This is a genomic window from Photobacterium kishitanii (assembly GCF_000613045.3).
Classification (GTDB): domain Bacteria; phylum Pseudomonadota; class Gammaproteobacteria; order Enterobacterales; family Vibrionaceae; genus Photobacterium; species Photobacterium kishitanii.
In genome coordinates, this window is record NZ_LN794352.1 from 1,098,418 (window position 1) to 1,114,812 (window position 16,395).

Consider the following 16,395-nt stretch of genomic DNA (forward strand, 5'->3'; position numbering starts at 1 on the left):
TCAGGAATAAACATTGTTGGGCGGTATGAGAGAGCAAAGCCACGTACTCTTATTGTGATTGAAAATACGTGGCCTGCGGTTATGTATTAATTACCGCTGGATTTATTTAGCGACATTACCAGCAACATTCATAATATCCCATGTACGAGCAAATGGCGGAGCGTAGGCAAAATCCATCATGCCTAATTGCTCGGTAGTCGCGCCAAGACTGATCGCAACAGCTAACGCATCCACACGGTGTACTGCACCTTTATTACCAATTAATTGGCCACCCAGTAATTTTTTGTTATCTGCACGATAAATCAATTTAATATATAGTGGTGATTGGCCTTCACAGTAATTGGTGTGGCATTTATCACTGATATAAACGGTGCGATAATCGATATTCGCTTGCTGAGCTTCACGTTCAGATAGCCCTGTACGACCAGCTTCTAATCCTAAAATTTTGACACAACTTGTGCCTAATGTGCCGTCATAACTTAGATTTTTCCCTGCGATATTCTCACCAACTAAGCGACCCATTTTATTAGCACCCGTTGCGAGTGGAATATAAGCCGGTTGCTGTAATTGTGCATGCCAAATAGTGGCACAATCACCTGCTGCCCAGATGTTATCGATGGATGTTTTTCCTTGCTGATCAATGATAATTGCACCATTAGCTAACCGTTCAATGCCTGTTTCAGCAATAAAATGAGTATTTGGTTTTACGCCCGTGCAACAGATTACCATGTTAGTGGTATATATTTCTTTGTCGGTTTTGATGCTAGTAACATGTCCATCACCAATAATTTCACACACCGATTCTTGTAGGTGGATCTGTACACCAGCACGTTCAAGTTCGGGTTGAATATGTTGGCTAATTTCAGCATCAAATGCATCAGGAATTAAGCATTTAGCACGTTCAATCAGACGTACCGTTTTTCCTTGATGAATCATCGCTTCAGCGACTTCTAGGCCGATAAAGCCCGATCCAATAATTGTGACATGGTGACAGAGTGGATCGGCTAATGCCGTTTTAATATTCAACCCATCTTGCATACGACGTAATGAATAAACGCCTCGTTTGTCTAACCCTTTAATTGGCGGTAATACTTCTTTTGCGCCTGTTGCTATCATTAAACGATCATAATTAACCGTGTGTGTTTCACCTTGATGCTCAACCGTGAGTTGCTGTTGCTCAGTATTAAGTTGTATTACGCGATGGTGAGTGAGAACGGTAATACCTTTCTCGGCAAATTGCGCCGGCGTAAATTCCGCCATAAAGTTATGATCAGAAAATTCATCACCAATGTAATAAGGTAGGCCACAGGCACCAAAAGAGATCACTTCGGAAGCTTCATAAACAACAATTTCAGCGGTGGGATCAATGCGTTTAGCTTTTGCTGCAGCGCTCATACCTGCGGCTTCACCGCCAATAATGATAATTTTCATACTTTTGTCTATATCCTTGAAAAGTAATAGGGAGGTAATCATAGGCCTCCCTTAATTTGGTGTTTAATACAGCTTAGGCGGCAGATTCTTCACCATCTAAGTTAACAACATCATTGCTGTTAAAAATAGTCATGTCTGTCTCGCCCATTACTTTACTGGTAATCGTACCAGCGGTAATTGAACCTGATACGTTTAGTGCAGTACGTCCCATATCAATTAAGGGTTCAATTGAGATTAATAAACCAGCAAGGGCTACTGGCATATCCATTGCTGACAGTACAATCAGTGCCGCAAATGTTGCACCACCACCAATACCTGCGACGCCAAAAGAGCTCACCGTAATAATAGCGATTAAGGTACATAAGAAGCCAATATCCATAGGGTTAATACCCACTGTTGGTGCAATCATTACCGCCAGCATCGCAGGATAAATACCCGCACAGCCATTTTGACCAATGGTTGAACCAAAAGATGCGGCAAAGTTAGCGATACCAGATGGAATACCAAGGCACTTTTCTTGGGTCTGCACGTTCATTGGAATTGAACCTGCGCTAGTACGTGAGGTAAAGGCAAAAGCTAAAACAGGAATAATCTTTTTTAAGTGGCGTAATGGGTTAATACCTACCATCGCAACAAGTAATAAGTGAATGATAAACATTAAAATTAACGCAGCGTATGATGCAAAAACAAAGTTCGCAAGATTAACAATATCAGTATAGTTAGAGCCTGAAATGACTTTTGTCATTAGTGCTAGAACACCAAATGGTGTCAAGCGTAAAACTAATGTCACCATACGCATAACGATGGTTTGAGCAACTTTAATGAAACTTGCAAATTGGGCAAAAATTTCAGGTTTTTTGTTGGCAATCCCCGTTGCAGATAGACCAATAAAGATAGAGAAGATAACCACTGCAATGGTAGAAGTACGACGAGATCCGGTCATATCTAAGAATGGGTTAGCAGGAATAAACTCGATCATTAATTTAGCAAACGACATTGCTTCAACATTTGATAGGGTTGATTCAAGGCTTTTCGCTCGTGCCATCTCAGCCGCACCAGAGGTTAATCCTTCAGCAGTAAGACCAAACAGTTGCGCCATTAGAATACCAACACAAGCAGCAATCATGGTGGTAACAATAAGTACACCTAGGGTTAGGCTACTAATTTTACCTAATGAAGTCCCACCATTAAGTTTTAGAATGGCTGAAATGATTGACACCATTACTAATGGAATGATGATCATTTGTAGCAAACGGACATAACCTACGCCCACAATATCAAAATATTCAATTGATGTTTTGATAACCTCAGAGCCTGCACCATAGAAAATTTGCAGAGCTGCGCCAAATGCAATGCCTAAACCTAAGCCGGCAAACACACGCTTAGTAAAGCTATAATGTTTATTTTGCATGTGATAAAGAAAGGCAATCAAGCCAACAAATATGGCGAGGTTCGTTACAATACCTAAGGTCATCATGAATCCTTCATATCAAATAAAAAAGCGGGAAATTTTTATCGTTCCTATATATTGAACGTTAAATTTTGCTGGTTTAATTATCAGTTAAGAGCAAATTAACGCATTTAATGTAAGGGATATTGAAACCCGTAAAAACGATCAAGATCGCTAATTATGAATATGAGATGAATATTTAACGGTAAAATTAGAGTTAGCTGCGGATTTGGATCAATATTCAACAACCCATTAACAAATAATAATAAGCTGATATATAAAGGATGATTTACGCGGAAATAAATAAAAAAAAGTCAAAAAAATACCGACAACAACGTTATCGGCATTTGAAATTAAGACGTGGTGTAAATTACATTACACGCATACCTGGTTGAGCACCTTCATGGGGTTCTAAGATCCAAAGATCTTTACCGCCAGGGCCCGCTGCAAGGATCATACCTTCAGACATGCCAAATTTCATTTTGCGTGGTTTCAGGTTAGCAACCATTACAGTCATTTTGCCAACCAATTCTTCTGGTGTATAAGCAGATTTAATACCAGAGAATACTTGACGCATTTCACCACCGATATCCAATTGGAACTTCAATAGCTTGTCTGCTTTTGGCACCGCTTCGCAAGAAACAATTTTAGCGATACGCATATCGATTTTAGCGAAATCATCAAACTCGATTTCAGCTTCAATAGGCTCAGCTGTTAATGGGCTAACGGCAGGTTGTGCAGCTTCAAGTGCCGCTTTATCAGCAGCAGCTTCTTCTTTTGATGCTTCAACCATAGCAGCAACGTGCGCAGGATCGATACGATTAAACAATGCCTTGAACTTAGTAACTTCATGGTTTGTTAATGGTGTCTCGATTCCTTCCCATGTTAGCGTTTCATTTAAGAAAGCTTCAGTACGCTCGGTAAGTTTTGGCATTACAGGCTTTAGGTATGCCATTAATACACGGAATAGGTTGATACCAACAGTACAGATTTCCTGTAGCTCTTGATCTTTACCTTCTTGTTTAGCAACAACCCAAGGTGCTTTTTCATCAACATACTGGTTAGCTTTGTCAGCTAGAGCGGTGATTTCACGAATAGCACGGCTGTATTCACGGCTCTCATAAAGATCGCCAATACGTGTTGCCGCTGCTACAAATTCAGCATAAAGCTCAGGCTCAGCAAAATTTTCAGATAACATGCCGTCGAAACGCTTAGCAATAAAGCCAGCATTACGTGATGCTAGGTTAACAATCTTGTTCACAACATCGCTGTTTACACGTTGAGTGAAATCTTCAAGGTTAAGGTCGAGATCATCAATGCGGTTATTCAGCTTTGCTGCGTAGTAGTAACGTAGGCATTCTGGATCAAGGTGGTTTAAGTAAGTTCCCGCCTTGATGAATGTGCCTTTTGACTTTGACATTTTCGCGCCATTAACTGTTACGTAACCATGTACGAACACGTTATTTGGCTTACGGAAACCAGCGCCATCTAGCATTGCTGGCCAAAATAAGCTGTGGAAGTAAACAATGTCTTTACCGATAAAGTGGTAAAGCTCTGTTGAGCTGTCTTTGTTCCAAAACTCGTCAAAATCAAGATCATCACGCTTATCACATAGATTCTTAAATGAACCCATGTAGCCGATTGGTGCATCTAACCATACGTAGAAGAATTTGCCTGGTTCACCTGGAATTTCAAATCCGAAGTAAGGTGCATCACGAGAAATGTCCCACTGCTGTAAGCCAGATTCGAACCATTCTTGCATCTTGTTTGATGTTTCGTCTTGAAGCGCACCAGATTTAGTCCATGCTTTTAACATGTCCTCAAACTGTGGCAGATCAAAGAAGAAGTGCTCTGAATCTTTCATGATTGGTGTTGCACCAGACACTGCTGATTTTGGATTAATCAGATCTGTCGGGCTATAGGTTTCACCACAGTTATCACAGTTATCGCCGTATTGGTCTTCTGCTTTACACTTAGGGCAGGTGCCTTTTACAAAGCGATCAGGTAAGAACATTTCTTTCTCAGGATCAAATAACTGAGAAATAGTACGGCTAGTAATAAAGCCTTTGTCTTTTAGTTGGGTGTAAACAAAAGAAGCAAGTTCACGGTTTTCAGGTGAATGTGTGCTGTGGTAATTGCTAAAATCAATATCAAAGCCAGCAAAATCAGCTTGGTGCTCTTTGCTCACTTCTGCAATCATTTGCTCAGGTTCCATACCCATCTGCTGGGCCTTAAGCATAATTGGAGTACCGTGTGCGTCGTCTGCACAGATGAAATGAACTTCGTTACCACGAAGGCGCTGATAGCGCACCCAAATATCCGCTTGAACATGTTCTAGCATGTGACCTAAGTGGATAGAACCGTTAGCGTACGGCAGGGCGCAGGTCACCAGAATTTTTCTTGGATTAGCAGCCATAATTACTTCTTTCGCTCATGATGGGTAAAAAAACATAGCTGCAAATACTACCTGATGGACAGCATATTGACTAGCATCGGATACTGATTAATCCGTTTTTGGACTGGGGAAATCGGGCAGGAAGGGCACTTTGGTGGTAGCATTAGGAAAAAGAGGTAGATATTACCCTGCAACATCAACGTTACTGGTTGTTTTCTATACTAATACTGTGACGCAGATGTTGCTAATAGGCTATGACATTTATGTGGAGCGCTAATTTATGGCAACAACAACAAACCATTTCGACAGTGTTGGTGATATTAGCCAATGGCTGAATCAGTTTGAACATCCGCTTTTGAGTGCGGGATGGGCTGATGTCCCTCACTTTGTCTCGGTGTCGGCAGAAGGCGTTATCATTATCACGATCCCATTTGCGGCCAATGAACTAGCCCAACAATTACGAGTATGGATTGCAGATCAACAGCAACAAGGCCTCGTAAATGGTGGTTTAAAGTTTGATGTTCGCTGTCGAGTAGCAACACTCGCTGTTGCTGATAAGCAACCCCTTAATGGTGTCAAAAACATCATCGTAGTGAGTTCTGCTAAAGGTGGTGTGGGTAAATCAACAACATCAGTTAACTTAGCACTTGGTTTACAACAACAAGGAGCGAAAGTTGGGCTATTAGATGCTGATATTTATGGTCCTTCAGTACCAATGATGTTAGGTACAATGGATCAAAAGCCTCAATCTCCCGATGGTAAAATGATGTTGCCTATTGAGGCACATGGTTTATACACCAACTCAGTTGGCTATTTAGTTCCAGCTGAAAGTGCAACTATTTGGCGTGGGCCAATGGCATCTAAAGCATTGGCACAAATTATCAGTGAAACTTGGTGGCCAGATCTTGATTACTTAGTCATTGATATGCCACCTGGTACTGGTGATATTCAATTAACCTTATCGCAGCAAATTCCAGTGACAGGCGCGATCGTGGTGACAACACCGCAAGATCTCGCTTTAGCTGATGCGATTAAAGGCATCAGTATGTTTAATAAAGTCGATGTGCCAGTGTTGGGTATTGTTGAAAATATGAGTTATCACATTTGTAGTAATTGTGGTCATCAGGAGCATATTTTTGGTACTGGCGGCGCGGCGAAAATGGCCCAAGATTATGCAGTACCACTATTGGCTCAATTACCACTAGATATCAAGATTCGAGAAGATATTGATAATGGTACCCCAACAGTTATTACATCACCGGAATCAGAACAAGCTACAGCATACATTATGTTAGCTGCAAATATTGCCAGCCGATTATATTGGCAGGGTGAAACAGTGGCAGAGCAGATTACTATTCGTACAATGTAGTTATTCATAAAACAAAATTCGCTGAGATTATAACCATATATGTCAGATACCTCATTTTTGCTGGTATCTGCCATAGCAACTGCTTATAATCAGAGGGTTTAATTTATCCATATTCGCCTTGCTACGTGGTCTAATAGGTACTTTCTGATATGTCTGAAACTTCACACCAATGCGTTATTATCGGTATTGCAGGCGCTTCTGCTTCCGGTAAAAGTCTGATTGCCAGTACAGTTTATAAAGAGTTAAAAGAAAAAGTAGGCGATCACCAGATCGGTGTAATCACGGAAGATTGTTACTATAACGATCAAAGTCACCTAACAATGGAGGATCGCGTTAAAACTAACTACGATCATCCAAACGCGCTTGATCATAATTTATTGTGTGATCACTTAGAGCAGTTAATGAAAGGTGAAGCAGTAGAAGTACCACAATATAGCTACAGTGAGCATACTCGTTTACAAGAAAGTACAACGATGACACCGAAAAAAGTGATCATTTTAGAAGGTATCTTATTGTTAACAGATCCTCGCCTACGTGAAATTATGCACGCTAGCGTATTTATGGATACTCCACTTGATATCTGTCTGCTACGCCGTTTGCAGCGTGATGTTGCAGAACGTGGCCGTACTATGGAATCAGTTTTGGTTCAGTACCAAAAAACGGTACGTCCAATGTTTATGCAGTTTATTGAACCATCAAAACAATATGCAGATATTATTGTTCCTCGTGGTGGTAAGAATCGTATTGCAATCGATGTGTTAAAAGCACATATCGCTAAATTGCTGCGTTCATAATGATTTAAAATGAATAAGGCTGACAATATGTCAGCCTTATTTTTATGGCTATTATTGTTGGGGATTCCCCATTAACCGTTGCTGACCCATCAACGACACTGAGTCTTATTGATGTGTTTTATTATACCACTCTCATGTGCTGGGCACTGATAGGATAGAGTGCGTATTACGCAGGAGAGAGCTTGAATGAGACTTTGTGATAGAGATATCAGAGCTTACCTTGATGAAGGTAAAATCAGCATTGAACCGCGACCATCTGATGATTGTATTAGCGGCTTAACCATTGATGTAAGCCTTGGGAATAATTTCCGAGTCTTTAATGATCATGGTGCACCATTTATTGATTTATCAGGTAAGAAAGAAGATGTTGCCGCTCAGCTTGATAAAGTAATGAGTGATGAGATTGTAGTTGCGGAAGATGAAGCATTTTTTCTTCATCCTGGTCAATTAGCATTAGCGGTTACTCATGAGTCAGTAACATTACCTGATAATATCGTTGGTTGGCTTGACGGACGTTCATCATTAGCTCGCCTAGGCTTAATGGTACATGTAACGGCACATCGTATTGATCCCGGTTGGTCAGGACGTATTGTACTTGAGTTTTATAACTCGGGCCGTTTACCGTTAGCATTACGTCCACATATGCCAATAGGTGCGTTAAGTTTTGAAACCTTATCAGGCCCTGCGGAAAAACCCTATAACAAGCGTGTTGATGCAAAATATAAAAATCAGCAAGGTGCAGTAGCTAGTCGTATTAATGAAGATGACAAGCAAAGTTAATCTTGTTAGATGCTAGAGCGGTTGTTATTGCTTAAGAACCATTAAAGGCAGCCTTCGGGTTGCCTTTTGTTTAGCTATTACGTTTCTGGTGAACTAATCTTGGAGTTAATGGTCTTAATAACATTGATTTTTAAGGTTAATTCTCAACAAATTATTTTTGCATAACGCTCGATCAATTGTGGTGTTATATGCATAGCCGAGGACATAATGAAAAAAATACTTTATATCTTACTCGGGCTGATTTTATTAGTCGTGATTGGTATTGGTGCACTGGTAACCTTTGTTAACCCCAATCAGTTTAAGCCACTGCTAACTGAACAAGTTAAAAAAATGACTGGGCGTGATTTAGTCATTAAGGGTGATATTAGCTGGCGTTTTTTCCCTACACTGGGGTTAAGTGTTGGCGAAACAGCATTTCGCAATCCAGTAGGATTTGCACAACCTAATTTAGTCCAATTTAAGCAAGCAGATTTATCAGTATCAGTTTTACCGTTGTTATCACAACAACTTGATATTGGTGATATGCGTTTAGAAGGGGCGCATGTTTTTGTTCAAACGTTAAAAGATGGTGTTACTAACCTTGATGGTCTGACGGGTAAAAAAGCCATTGCAGACAAAACAGCGACAGATACACCAGCACAACATCATGATAATGGTGCTAAAAAATCGCATTGGAAAGTATCCGTTGCAGGAATTGAATTAGTTAATGCAAGTGCTGAAATACTTAATGATCAGACTAAGATGACAGCACAACTTAATCACATTAATTTCACCCTTGATAGTTTTAAGCCGCAAACATGGACTAAAGCGACCTTTGATGTTCAAGGTAAAGTGAATACATTAACCTTTAGTGCTCAAGGTAGTACGGATATTAATCTTGCTGCTAATTATAACAATGTTAAGTTAAAAGCGTTCACTGCTAAAATGACCATGAAAGATGGTGACACTGAGATTAAAAATGCTCAACTAGGGCTTGATCAGTTTACCCTTGGTCAGTGGTCAAATGTCACTTTTGCTGTTAACGGACAAGTACCTGATTTAAGTTTTGATACTCATGGTACAGCTAAAGTAAAACTAGCTACAGATCATAATGTTGTTACTGTGCAAGGGCTAAAGATCACTAATGATTTAGCGGGTAAAGCCTTACCTCGTTCAAACATGAACATCGTGGTTAATACTGATGCTAGTTATGATATTAGCCAAAAGCTTGCTTTAGTGAGTAGTATTAATATTAATGCGGATGGTACTAAAGTATCGGGTTCTGGTTCATATTTAGCGGCGACAATCCCTGATATTCGTTTTGCGCTATCAAGTGATAATATTGATCTCGACAGTTGGTTACCTAAGAAAAAAGCCTCAACGGATTCTACAAATACCACAGTAACACCTACAACAAATACCTCAGCCGCAAAAGCTGAGAGTGATATTTCAGCCCAAGAACCTGATCTTAGTGCGCTGAAAAATATCAATGTCGCTGGTGTGATTGCGATTAAACAGTTAAAAGTAGCCAATGCTGAAGTATCAAATGTTAAAATAGTTACGTCGATTAAGCAGGGCATTGCGACAATTAATCGTTTTGAAGCTTCTCTATATGACGGTAAGATCACTGGTAGTGCTTCTGTGAATGTTAATAGTGCATTACCAAGTTATCGCTTAAAAAATACTATTTCAAATGTGGCTATGTTACCGCTATTAAAAGCGGTAGCGAATAATCAACAACTCGCAGGTAAAGCTAATATCACCGCTGATCTAAATGGACGTGGATTATCAGAAGCCAATATTCGTCATAATATTGCAGGCTCTATTAAAGTAAATATCTCAGATGGTGCAGTGTATGGGGTTAATATTGCCGATATGCTACGCAATGCGAAAGCTAAATTAAAAGGCCAAGCAGATAGCGGAACTGACACTGCGAAGAAGACTGATTTTTCAGCCTTAACTACAACCTTAATGTTAGGTAAAGGGATTGCATCAACCAATAATTTCCAGTTAGCTTCACCACTGCTGGCTATTAATGGTCAAGGCCAAACTAACCTAATTGATGAAGGTATTGATCTGACAATTAATACAAAGATTGTTGCCAGTGGTAAAGGGCTTGATGAAATTAAAGGTATTAGTGTTCCTATCCATGTGAGTGGATATTGGCAGCAGCCTAAATACCGCTTAAATATTAAAGATTTATTTAAAAATAATGCAGCACTAGAGAGCAAAGCCAAGAAAGAAATCAATCGTGGTTTAGAAAAACTCTTTGGTGATAAAGCAAAAGATGACAATATTAAAAATGCGGCAGATAAGTTACTGAAAGGATTGTTTAATTAACATTTACTATCTAGTGGCATTACTAACGTAAATTATGATAAAAAAGGTTTGCTGTTATCGGCAAACCTTTTATTTTTTAACTATATAATCAATTAAGTAGCAGGCATTTAGTGCTTTGTTATTATTAGATTGGGTTTATTTTTTATCCATTGCTAATATTGTTGAGTATTTTCATGACGCATCAATAAAATTATGACTAACAAAACAACATCTTCTGAAAAATCGACGTTAATCTCTAAAATGATGGGGATATTAACCACCGTTGGTAATGCAATTAAAGCGTTACCCCCGATTGATCATTTTATACGTGCTGCAGATCGCTTTAACGATCGTTTAGGCAGTCAGTTTGGTGCAGCAATTACCTATTTTTCATTTTTATCACTTATCCCTATTTTAATGGTGTTATTTGCTGCTGCTGGTTTTATCTTGGCATCAAATCAAGCGTTGTTGACCAATATTATTGATAAAATTGTTGCTGGTGTAACTGATCCGAGTTTAGCCAAGACGTTAAAGGATATGGTAAAAACAGCGATTAGTCAGCGTACTACGGTTGGTTTAAGTGGTTTAGCCATTGCACTTTATTCTGGCATTAGTTGGATGGGGAACTTACGTGAGGCTGTACGAGCACAAACTCGTGATGTGTGGGAACGTAAACCTGAAGACAAAGAGCATATATTATTGCAATACGGTAAAGATTTTATTGGCTTAACAGGCTTGGTTGCGGCATTGATTTTCACCGTAGTGTTAACTTCTGTCGCAGGTTCGGCGCAGGCAACCATTGTCGATGCGTTAGGGCTTGGCGGTATCACTTGGTTACGTCCAGTATTAACAACTATCGCATTAACAATTTCTATTTTGGCAAATTATCTGATGTTTTTATGGATATTCTGGATGTTGCCACGCCGTCGCTTTAATCGTAAGACACTGATGCAAGGAACTTTATTAGCAGCGATTGGTTTTGAAGCAATTAAGTTTGCAATGACATTTTTATTGCCTAAATTAGCGACTTCACCATCTGGCGCTGCGTTTGGTTCTATTATAGGTTTGATGGCTTTCTTCTATTTCTTTGCGCGTTTAACTTTGTTTTGCGCTGCGTGGATAGCCACCGCTAAAGAAAATCGTCCTGATTATGGTGTCGTTGCTGATGATGATATAGAAGAATAATATCAGATAGCATCATCAATTGGATTGGTTCTTAGAAAGGGTAGCATTATTGCTGCCCTTTTTTGTAGTAGCGGCAATATATAACGCTGAGTTTGTTATAGCAATATAGATAAATGCTACGCGTTAACTTATTTACAACAATGTAATTATAGTTGTTGGTGATAAAGCACTTGAGACTCATTTATTAAATGCAAGATGGTGAGTATATTTGTGTTGCTTAAAACAACTCGTCGATCAATTAGTCATCATTAATGAGGTGTTGTTTATTATTTGATGCTGAAATGTAATTTATTTTGGTTGAAATGGTAGTGTTATTGTTTTGTTGTAATGGTGATTATTAGCCGTTGTTCTCATTAGTGGAATAAGGCTTTTATTGCTATTAATTAGTTTGATATTTATCAAGATGACATGTTGATATAACGGGCACTTTACTCTCAATGATAGGTACTTTGGTCACCAAAGTATCAGTGATATATAGGGAGGTAAGTCATGTTGTATTTGGAGTTTTTATTCCTGTTATTGGTGCTGTATGCAGGTAGTCGTTTTGGTGGTATTGGGCTAGGGGTTGTTTCGGGGCTAGGCTTATTGGTAGAAGTATTTATCTTCCGTATGCCACCAACTTCACCGCCGATCACCGTGATGTTGATTATTCTTGCCGTTGTCACATGCGCCTCAATTTTAGAAGCTGCTGGTGGCTTAAAATACATGCTGCAAGTTGCGGAGCGTATTTTACGTAGTAATCCTAAACGTGTCACTATTGTTGGTCCGTTAGTGACTTATGTGATGACATTTATGCTCGGGACTGGCCATGCGGTGTATTCAATTATGCCGATTATTGGCGATGTTGCGCTTAAAAATGGTATTCGCCCTGAACGACCAATGGCAGCCTCATCTGTGGCGTCGCAACTTGCGATTACTGCCAGCCCAATTTCAGCTGCAGTGGTGTATTATCTCGCTCAGTTGTCGACGATCACTGAATCTATTCATTTGCTGTCGATTTTAATGGTGACTATTCCAGCAACCTTAGGCGGCACTTTATTATTATCACTGTATAGCTTACGTCGTGGTAAAGAATTAGCCGATGATCCTGAATACCAACGCCGCTTACAAGATCCTGTGTGGCGTGACCAAATTCTCCACACCACTAAAACCTCACTCAACGAACAATTACCTCGCTCAGCAATGCATGCGGTTATGTTGTTTGTACTTGCGTTAGTGACGATTGTCATTGTGGCAATGGTGCCAGAAATTCGTACCATTGGTGATGCTAAACCTATTTCGATGTCATTGATTATTCAAATGATGATGCTTGGTTTTGGTGGTTTAATTTTATTAGTTACGCGTACTAATGTGCAGAAAGTGCCGGAAGGGGTGGTTTTTAAATCTGGTATGGTAGCGGCAATCGCTATTTTTGGTATTGCGTGGATGAGTGATACCTATTTTCAATATGCAATGCCATCATTTAAATCTGGTATTACAGAGATGGTACAAGGCTATCCATGGACTTTTGCGTTAGCTCTATTCACCGTTTCAGTGGTGGTAAACTCACAAGCTGCAACCGCACGGATGATGTTACCAGTAGGCTTAGCAATGGGATTAAACCCTGCATTATTAATTGGTTTAATGCCAGCAACATACGGTTACTTCTTTATACCTAATTACCCATCAGATATTGCGACAGTTAACTTTGATGTGACAGGTACCACTAAAATAGGTAAGTGGTATTTTAACCATAGCTTTATGATGCCAGGTTTGATTGGTGTTATCTCTGCGTGCTGTATTGGTTATACACTTGCACAAATTATCATTTAACGAACAGATCATTGTAAATAAAAAAGGCACATTTAGTGCCTTTTTTATTGTAAAAATAGAGATAGATGAGATTAATAAGCATCTACTTGAATATATTGGTTAGAGTTGATTGTTGATGGTATTTTCTTGTGATAATTTGTTTCAAAATGTGATCTTTATGGTAATTATTATTTTTTATTCCTTTGTTTTGTAATGTTTATTTTTATTAAATTTAAATATTAACGTTTGCTTTAATTATATGTTGTTGACTATCTTTTTTTTACAATCATAATACGCGCCGTTTATCCATAGCATCGAGCTTAATTTTAATGTTTGTATTAGATTGTGGTGGTAAAAATGGCAGCAGATAATAATTATAGTCTTGGGCCTGTTCCAATGGCAGCAAGAAAAGGCGTGGTATCGTTAACTATGGTCATGCTGGGGTTGACGTTCTTTTCTGCAAGCATGTGGACTGGCGGCTCTTTAGGTATTGGGCTCTCCTTTGATGACTTTTTCCTTGCTGTGGTCATCGGCAATCTTATCCTCGGTATTTACACTTCATTTCTAGGTTACATTGGCGCTTCAACTGGTCTTTCTACACATCTTCTTGCTCGTTTCTCTTTTGGTGTTAAAGGCTCTTGGTTACCATCAGCATTATTAGGTGGTACCCAAGTTGGTTGGTTTGGTGTTGGGGTAGCGATGTTCGCGATTCCAGTTCATAAAGCCACAGGTATTGATACCAATATACTGATTGTTGTCTCTGGCCTATTAATGACGGTAACGGTATATTTTGGTATGTCAGCATTAATGATTTTATCTGCCATTGCTGTCCCTGCTATTGCCATATTGGGAGGCTATTCGGTTATTGATGCTATCGCCAGTGTTGGCGGTGTTACTGCGATTAAAGCGGTAGAGCCTGAAGTGACAATTGATTTCTCTGTTGCTGTGGCAATGGTGGTAGGATCTTTTGTTAGTGCCGGAACCTTAACGGCTGATTTTGTTCGCTTTGGTAAAAAGCCAGCGAATGCAGTTTTAGTCACGATGGTCGCATTCTTCATCGGTAACTCATTGATGTTTATTTTTGGTGCTGCAGGCGCGGCAGCTACTGGTCAAGCTGATATTTCAGAAGTAATGATTGCACAAGGGCTACTGATCCCAGCGATTATTGTGTTGGGATTAAATATTTGGACGACCAACGATAACGCTTTATATGCTTCCGGGCTGGGATTTTCTAATATTACTGGCTTACCAAGTAAATACATTTCAATGGTTAATGGTGTCATTGGTACGTTGTGCGCATTGTGGTTATACAATAACTTTGTTGGTTGGTTAACTTTTCTTTCTTTGGCTATTCCACCGATTGGCGGGGTGATCATTGCTGATTTTATGGTTAACCGAAATCGTTATAAAGATTTTGCAAAAGCTGAATTTAAAACTGTAAATTGGGCTGGAATTATAGCTGTTGCTATTGGTGTTGCTTGCGGACATTTCCTACCAGGGGTTGTACCTCTAAATGCTGTTTTAGGCGGCGCATTAAGTTATTTAATTATTAATCCCATTCTTAATAAAAAGCGCGTGGCTAACGTTCAGCCGGCGTAAGGATATATCATGACAACTTTATTGATTAAAAATGCCATGCTGCAAGGTGAGAGCTCCTTAAAGCAAATTTTCATTGAAGATGGCCAATTTAAACGTATTGAAGATAATAACGTTGATTTTGATTACTGTGGTGAGATCCTTGATGCAGAAGGTGGCTTGGCTGTAGCCCCTTTTTGTGAACCTCACATTCACCTAGATACAACCCAAACAGCAGGTGAGCCAAGTTGGAATATTTCAGGTACTTTATTTGAAGGTATTGAACGCTGGGCTGAACGTAAGCAAACACTATCGATTGAAGATGTAAAATCACGTGCGAAACAGACGCTGAAGTGGCAAATTGCTAATGGCGTACAACATGTACGTACTCATGTTGACGTGTCAGATCCAACGCTGGTGGCATTGAAAGCCATGGTAGAAGTGCGTGAAGAAATGAAGCAATGGGTTGATATCCAAATTGTTGCTTTTCCTCAAGAAGGTATTTTGTCGTACCCTAATGGTAAGCAATTATTAGAACAAGCCGTTCAATTGGGGGCCGATGTTATTGGTGCTATTCCTCACTTTGAATTTACTCGTGAGTATGGGGTTGAATCATTACATTACGTGTTTGAACTTGCACGTAAGTACGATTGTTTGATTGACGTTCATTGTGATGAAATTGATGATGAGCAATCACGCTTTGTTGAAACAGTAGCAGCATTAGCTCATAAATATGAGATAGGTGAAAAGGTTACTGCTAGTCATACCACGGCAATGGGATCGTACAATGGTGCTTATGCATCGCGTTTATTCCGATTATTACGTATGTCAGGTATTAACTTTGTTGCTAACCCTTTGGTTAATATTCATCTGCAAGGGCGTTTTGATGACTACCCTAAACGTCGAGGTGTAACTCGCGTAAAAGAAATGCTTAATGCTAATATCAATGTTTGTTTTGGTCATGATGATGTATTTGACCCATGGTATCCATTGGGTACGGCGAATATGCTTCAAGTACTGCATATGGGGCTGCATGTATGCCAAGTGATGGGCTATGATCAAATTAATAATTCATTGGATTTGATCAGCAAAAATTCAGCTCGTACGCTAAATATTCAACATCGTTATGGTATTGAGCAAGGTAAGCCAGGAAGCTTATTAATTTTACCAGCAGAAAATGGTTTTGATGCGGTTCGTCGTCAAGTGCCTGTCCGTTACTCTATTCGTCACGGTAAAGTTATTGCGACAACTCAACCAGCAATAACTCAGATTCATTTGAATGAAGTAGAACAAGTTTCATTTAAACGTTAGCTATTATTATGCTCAA

Annotated in this window: 11 protein-coding genes; 8 read left to right on the top strand and 3 right to left on the bottom strand. The window is 39.5% G+C overall.

What is annotated here, in order from left to right; all coding sequences use genetic code 11:
* Positions 1-102: 102 nt before the first annotated feature.
* The 3 genes from PPBDW_RS05430 to metG form a co-directional block, all read right to left on the bottom strand.
* The gene (locus tag PPBDW_RS05430; RefSeq protein WP_036793900.1) at positions 103-1,431 is read right to left on the bottom strand and encodes a CoA-disulfide reductase; all 1,329 of its coding nucleotides are present in this window, start codon (positions 1,429-1,431) and stop codon (positions 103-105) included.
* A gap of 73 nt (positions 1,432-1,504) precedes the next feature.
* Positions 1,505-2,905: an L-cystine transporter gene (locus PPBDW_RS05435; protein WP_036793901.1), complete on the bottom strand. Its 1,401-nt coding sequence runs from the start codon at positions 2,903-2,905 to the stop codon at positions 1,505-1,507.
* A gap of 346 nt (positions 2,906-3,251) precedes the next feature.
* Entirely contained in the window at positions 3,252-5,297 is a 2,046-nt protein-coding gene (gene metG, locus PPBDW_RS05440; protein WP_036793903.1) for a methionine--tRNA ligase, read from the bottom strand.
* A gap of 259 nt (positions 5,298-5,556) precedes the next feature.
* Between metG and apbC the strand changes: the two genes are divergently transcribed.
* From apbC to PPBDW_RS05480, 8 genes are all read left to right on the top strand, one after another.
* On the top strand, positions 5,557-6,645 hold the full coding sequence (gene apbC, locus PPBDW_RS05445) for an iron-sulfur cluster carrier protein ApbC (protein WP_036793905.1): 1,089 nt from the start codon (positions 5,557-5,559) through the stop codon (positions 6,643-6,645).
* A gap of 149 nt (positions 6,646-6,794) precedes the next feature.
* Positions 6,795-7,439: a uridine kinase gene (udk, locus tag PPBDW_RS05450; RefSeq protein WP_036793907.1), complete on the top strand. Its 645-nt coding sequence runs from the start codon at positions 6,795-6,797 to the stop codon at positions 7,437-7,439.
* Positions 7,440-7,625: 186 nt separating this feature from the next.
* Positions 7,626-8,219: a dCTP deaminase gene (dcd, locus tag PPBDW_RS05455; protein WP_036793909.1), complete on the top strand. Its 594-nt coding sequence runs from the start codon at positions 7,626-7,628 to the stop codon at positions 8,217-8,219.
* Between the two features lie 207 nt (positions 8,220-8,426).
* Positions 8,427-10,538, top strand: coding sequence for an AsmA family protein (locus tag PPBDW_RS05460; protein ID WP_036793910.1), 2,112 nt, complete (start codon positions 8,427-8,429; stop codon positions 10,536-10,538).
* Positions 10,539-10,730: 192 nt separating this feature from the next.
* Positions 10,731-11,702 carry an inner membrane protein YhjD gene (yhjD, locus tag PPBDW_RS05465; protein WP_036793912.1) on the top strand — a complete coding sequence of 324 codons (972 nt, stop codon included), beginning with the start codon at positions 10,731-10,733 and terminating at the stop codon, positions 11,700-11,702.
* 489 nt (positions 11,703-12,191) lie between these two features.
* The gene (locus PPBDW_RS05470) at positions 12,192-13,514 is read left to right on the top strand and encodes an anaerobic C4-dicarboxylate transporter (RefSeq protein WP_036793914.1); all 1,323 of its coding nucleotides are present in this window, start codon (positions 12,192-12,194) and stop codon (positions 13,512-13,514) included.
* Between the two features lie 336 nt (positions 13,515-13,850).
* A complete protein-coding gene (gene codB, locus PPBDW_RS05475) occupies positions 13,851-15,092 on the top strand; it encodes a cytosine permease (protein WP_036793916.1) in 1,242 nt (413 codons plus the stop codon).
* A 9-nt stretch (positions 15,093-15,101) separates the two neighbouring features.
* Positions 15,102-16,379 (top strand): cytosine deaminase, encoded by a 1,278-nt coding sequence (locus PPBDW_RS05480; RefSeq protein ID WP_036793918.1) that lies wholly within the window; start codon positions 15,102-15,104, stop codon positions 16,377-16,379.
* Positions 16,380-16,395: the final 16 nt, after the last annotated feature.

What these genes read in the sequence shown, in the direction of transcription:
- PPBDW_RS05430 (WP_036793900.1), bottom strand. Translation starts at nt 1,431, where the DNA reads ATGAAAATTATCATTATTGGCGGTGAAGCCGCAGGTATGAGCGCTGCA.
- PPBDW_RS05435 (WP_036793901.1), bottom strand. Translation starts at nt 2,905, where the DNA reads ATGACCTTAGGTATTGTAACGAACCTCGCCATATTTGTTGGCTTGATT.
- metG (WP_036793903.1), bottom strand. Translation starts at nt 5,297, where the DNA reads ATGGCTGCTAATCCAAGAAAAATTCTGGTGACCTGCGCCCTGCCGTAC.
- apbC (WP_036793905.1), top strand. Translation starts at nt 5,557, where the DNA reads ATGGCAACAACAACAAACCATTTCGACAGTGTTGGTGATATTAGCCAA.
- udk (WP_036793907.1), top strand. Translation starts at nt 6,795, where the DNA reads ATGTCTGAAACTTCACACCAATGCGTTATTATCGGTATTGCAGGCGCT.
- dcd (WP_036793909.1), top strand. Translation starts at nt 7,626, where the DNA reads ATGAGACTTTGTGATAGAGATATCAGAGCTTACCTTGATGAAGGTAAA.
- PPBDW_RS05460 (WP_036793910.1), top strand. Translation starts at nt 8,427, where the DNA reads ATGAAAAAAATACTTTATATCTTACTCGGGCTGATTTTATTAGTCGTG.
- yhjD (WP_036793912.1), top strand. Translation starts at nt 10,731, where the DNA reads ATGACTAACAAAACAACATCTTCTGAAAAATCGACGTTAATCTCTAAA.
- PPBDW_RS05470 (WP_036793914.1), top strand. Translation starts at nt 12,192, where the DNA reads ATGTTGTATTTGGAGTTTTTATTCCTGTTATTGGTGCTGTATGCAGGT.
- codB (WP_036793916.1), top strand. Translation starts at nt 13,851, where the DNA reads ATGGCAGCAGATAATAATTATAGTCTTGGGCCTGTTCCAATGGCAGCA.
- PPBDW_RS05480 (WP_036793918.1), top strand. Translation starts at nt 15,102, where the DNA reads ATGACAACTTTATTGATTAAAAATGCCATGCTGCAAGGTGAGAGCTCC.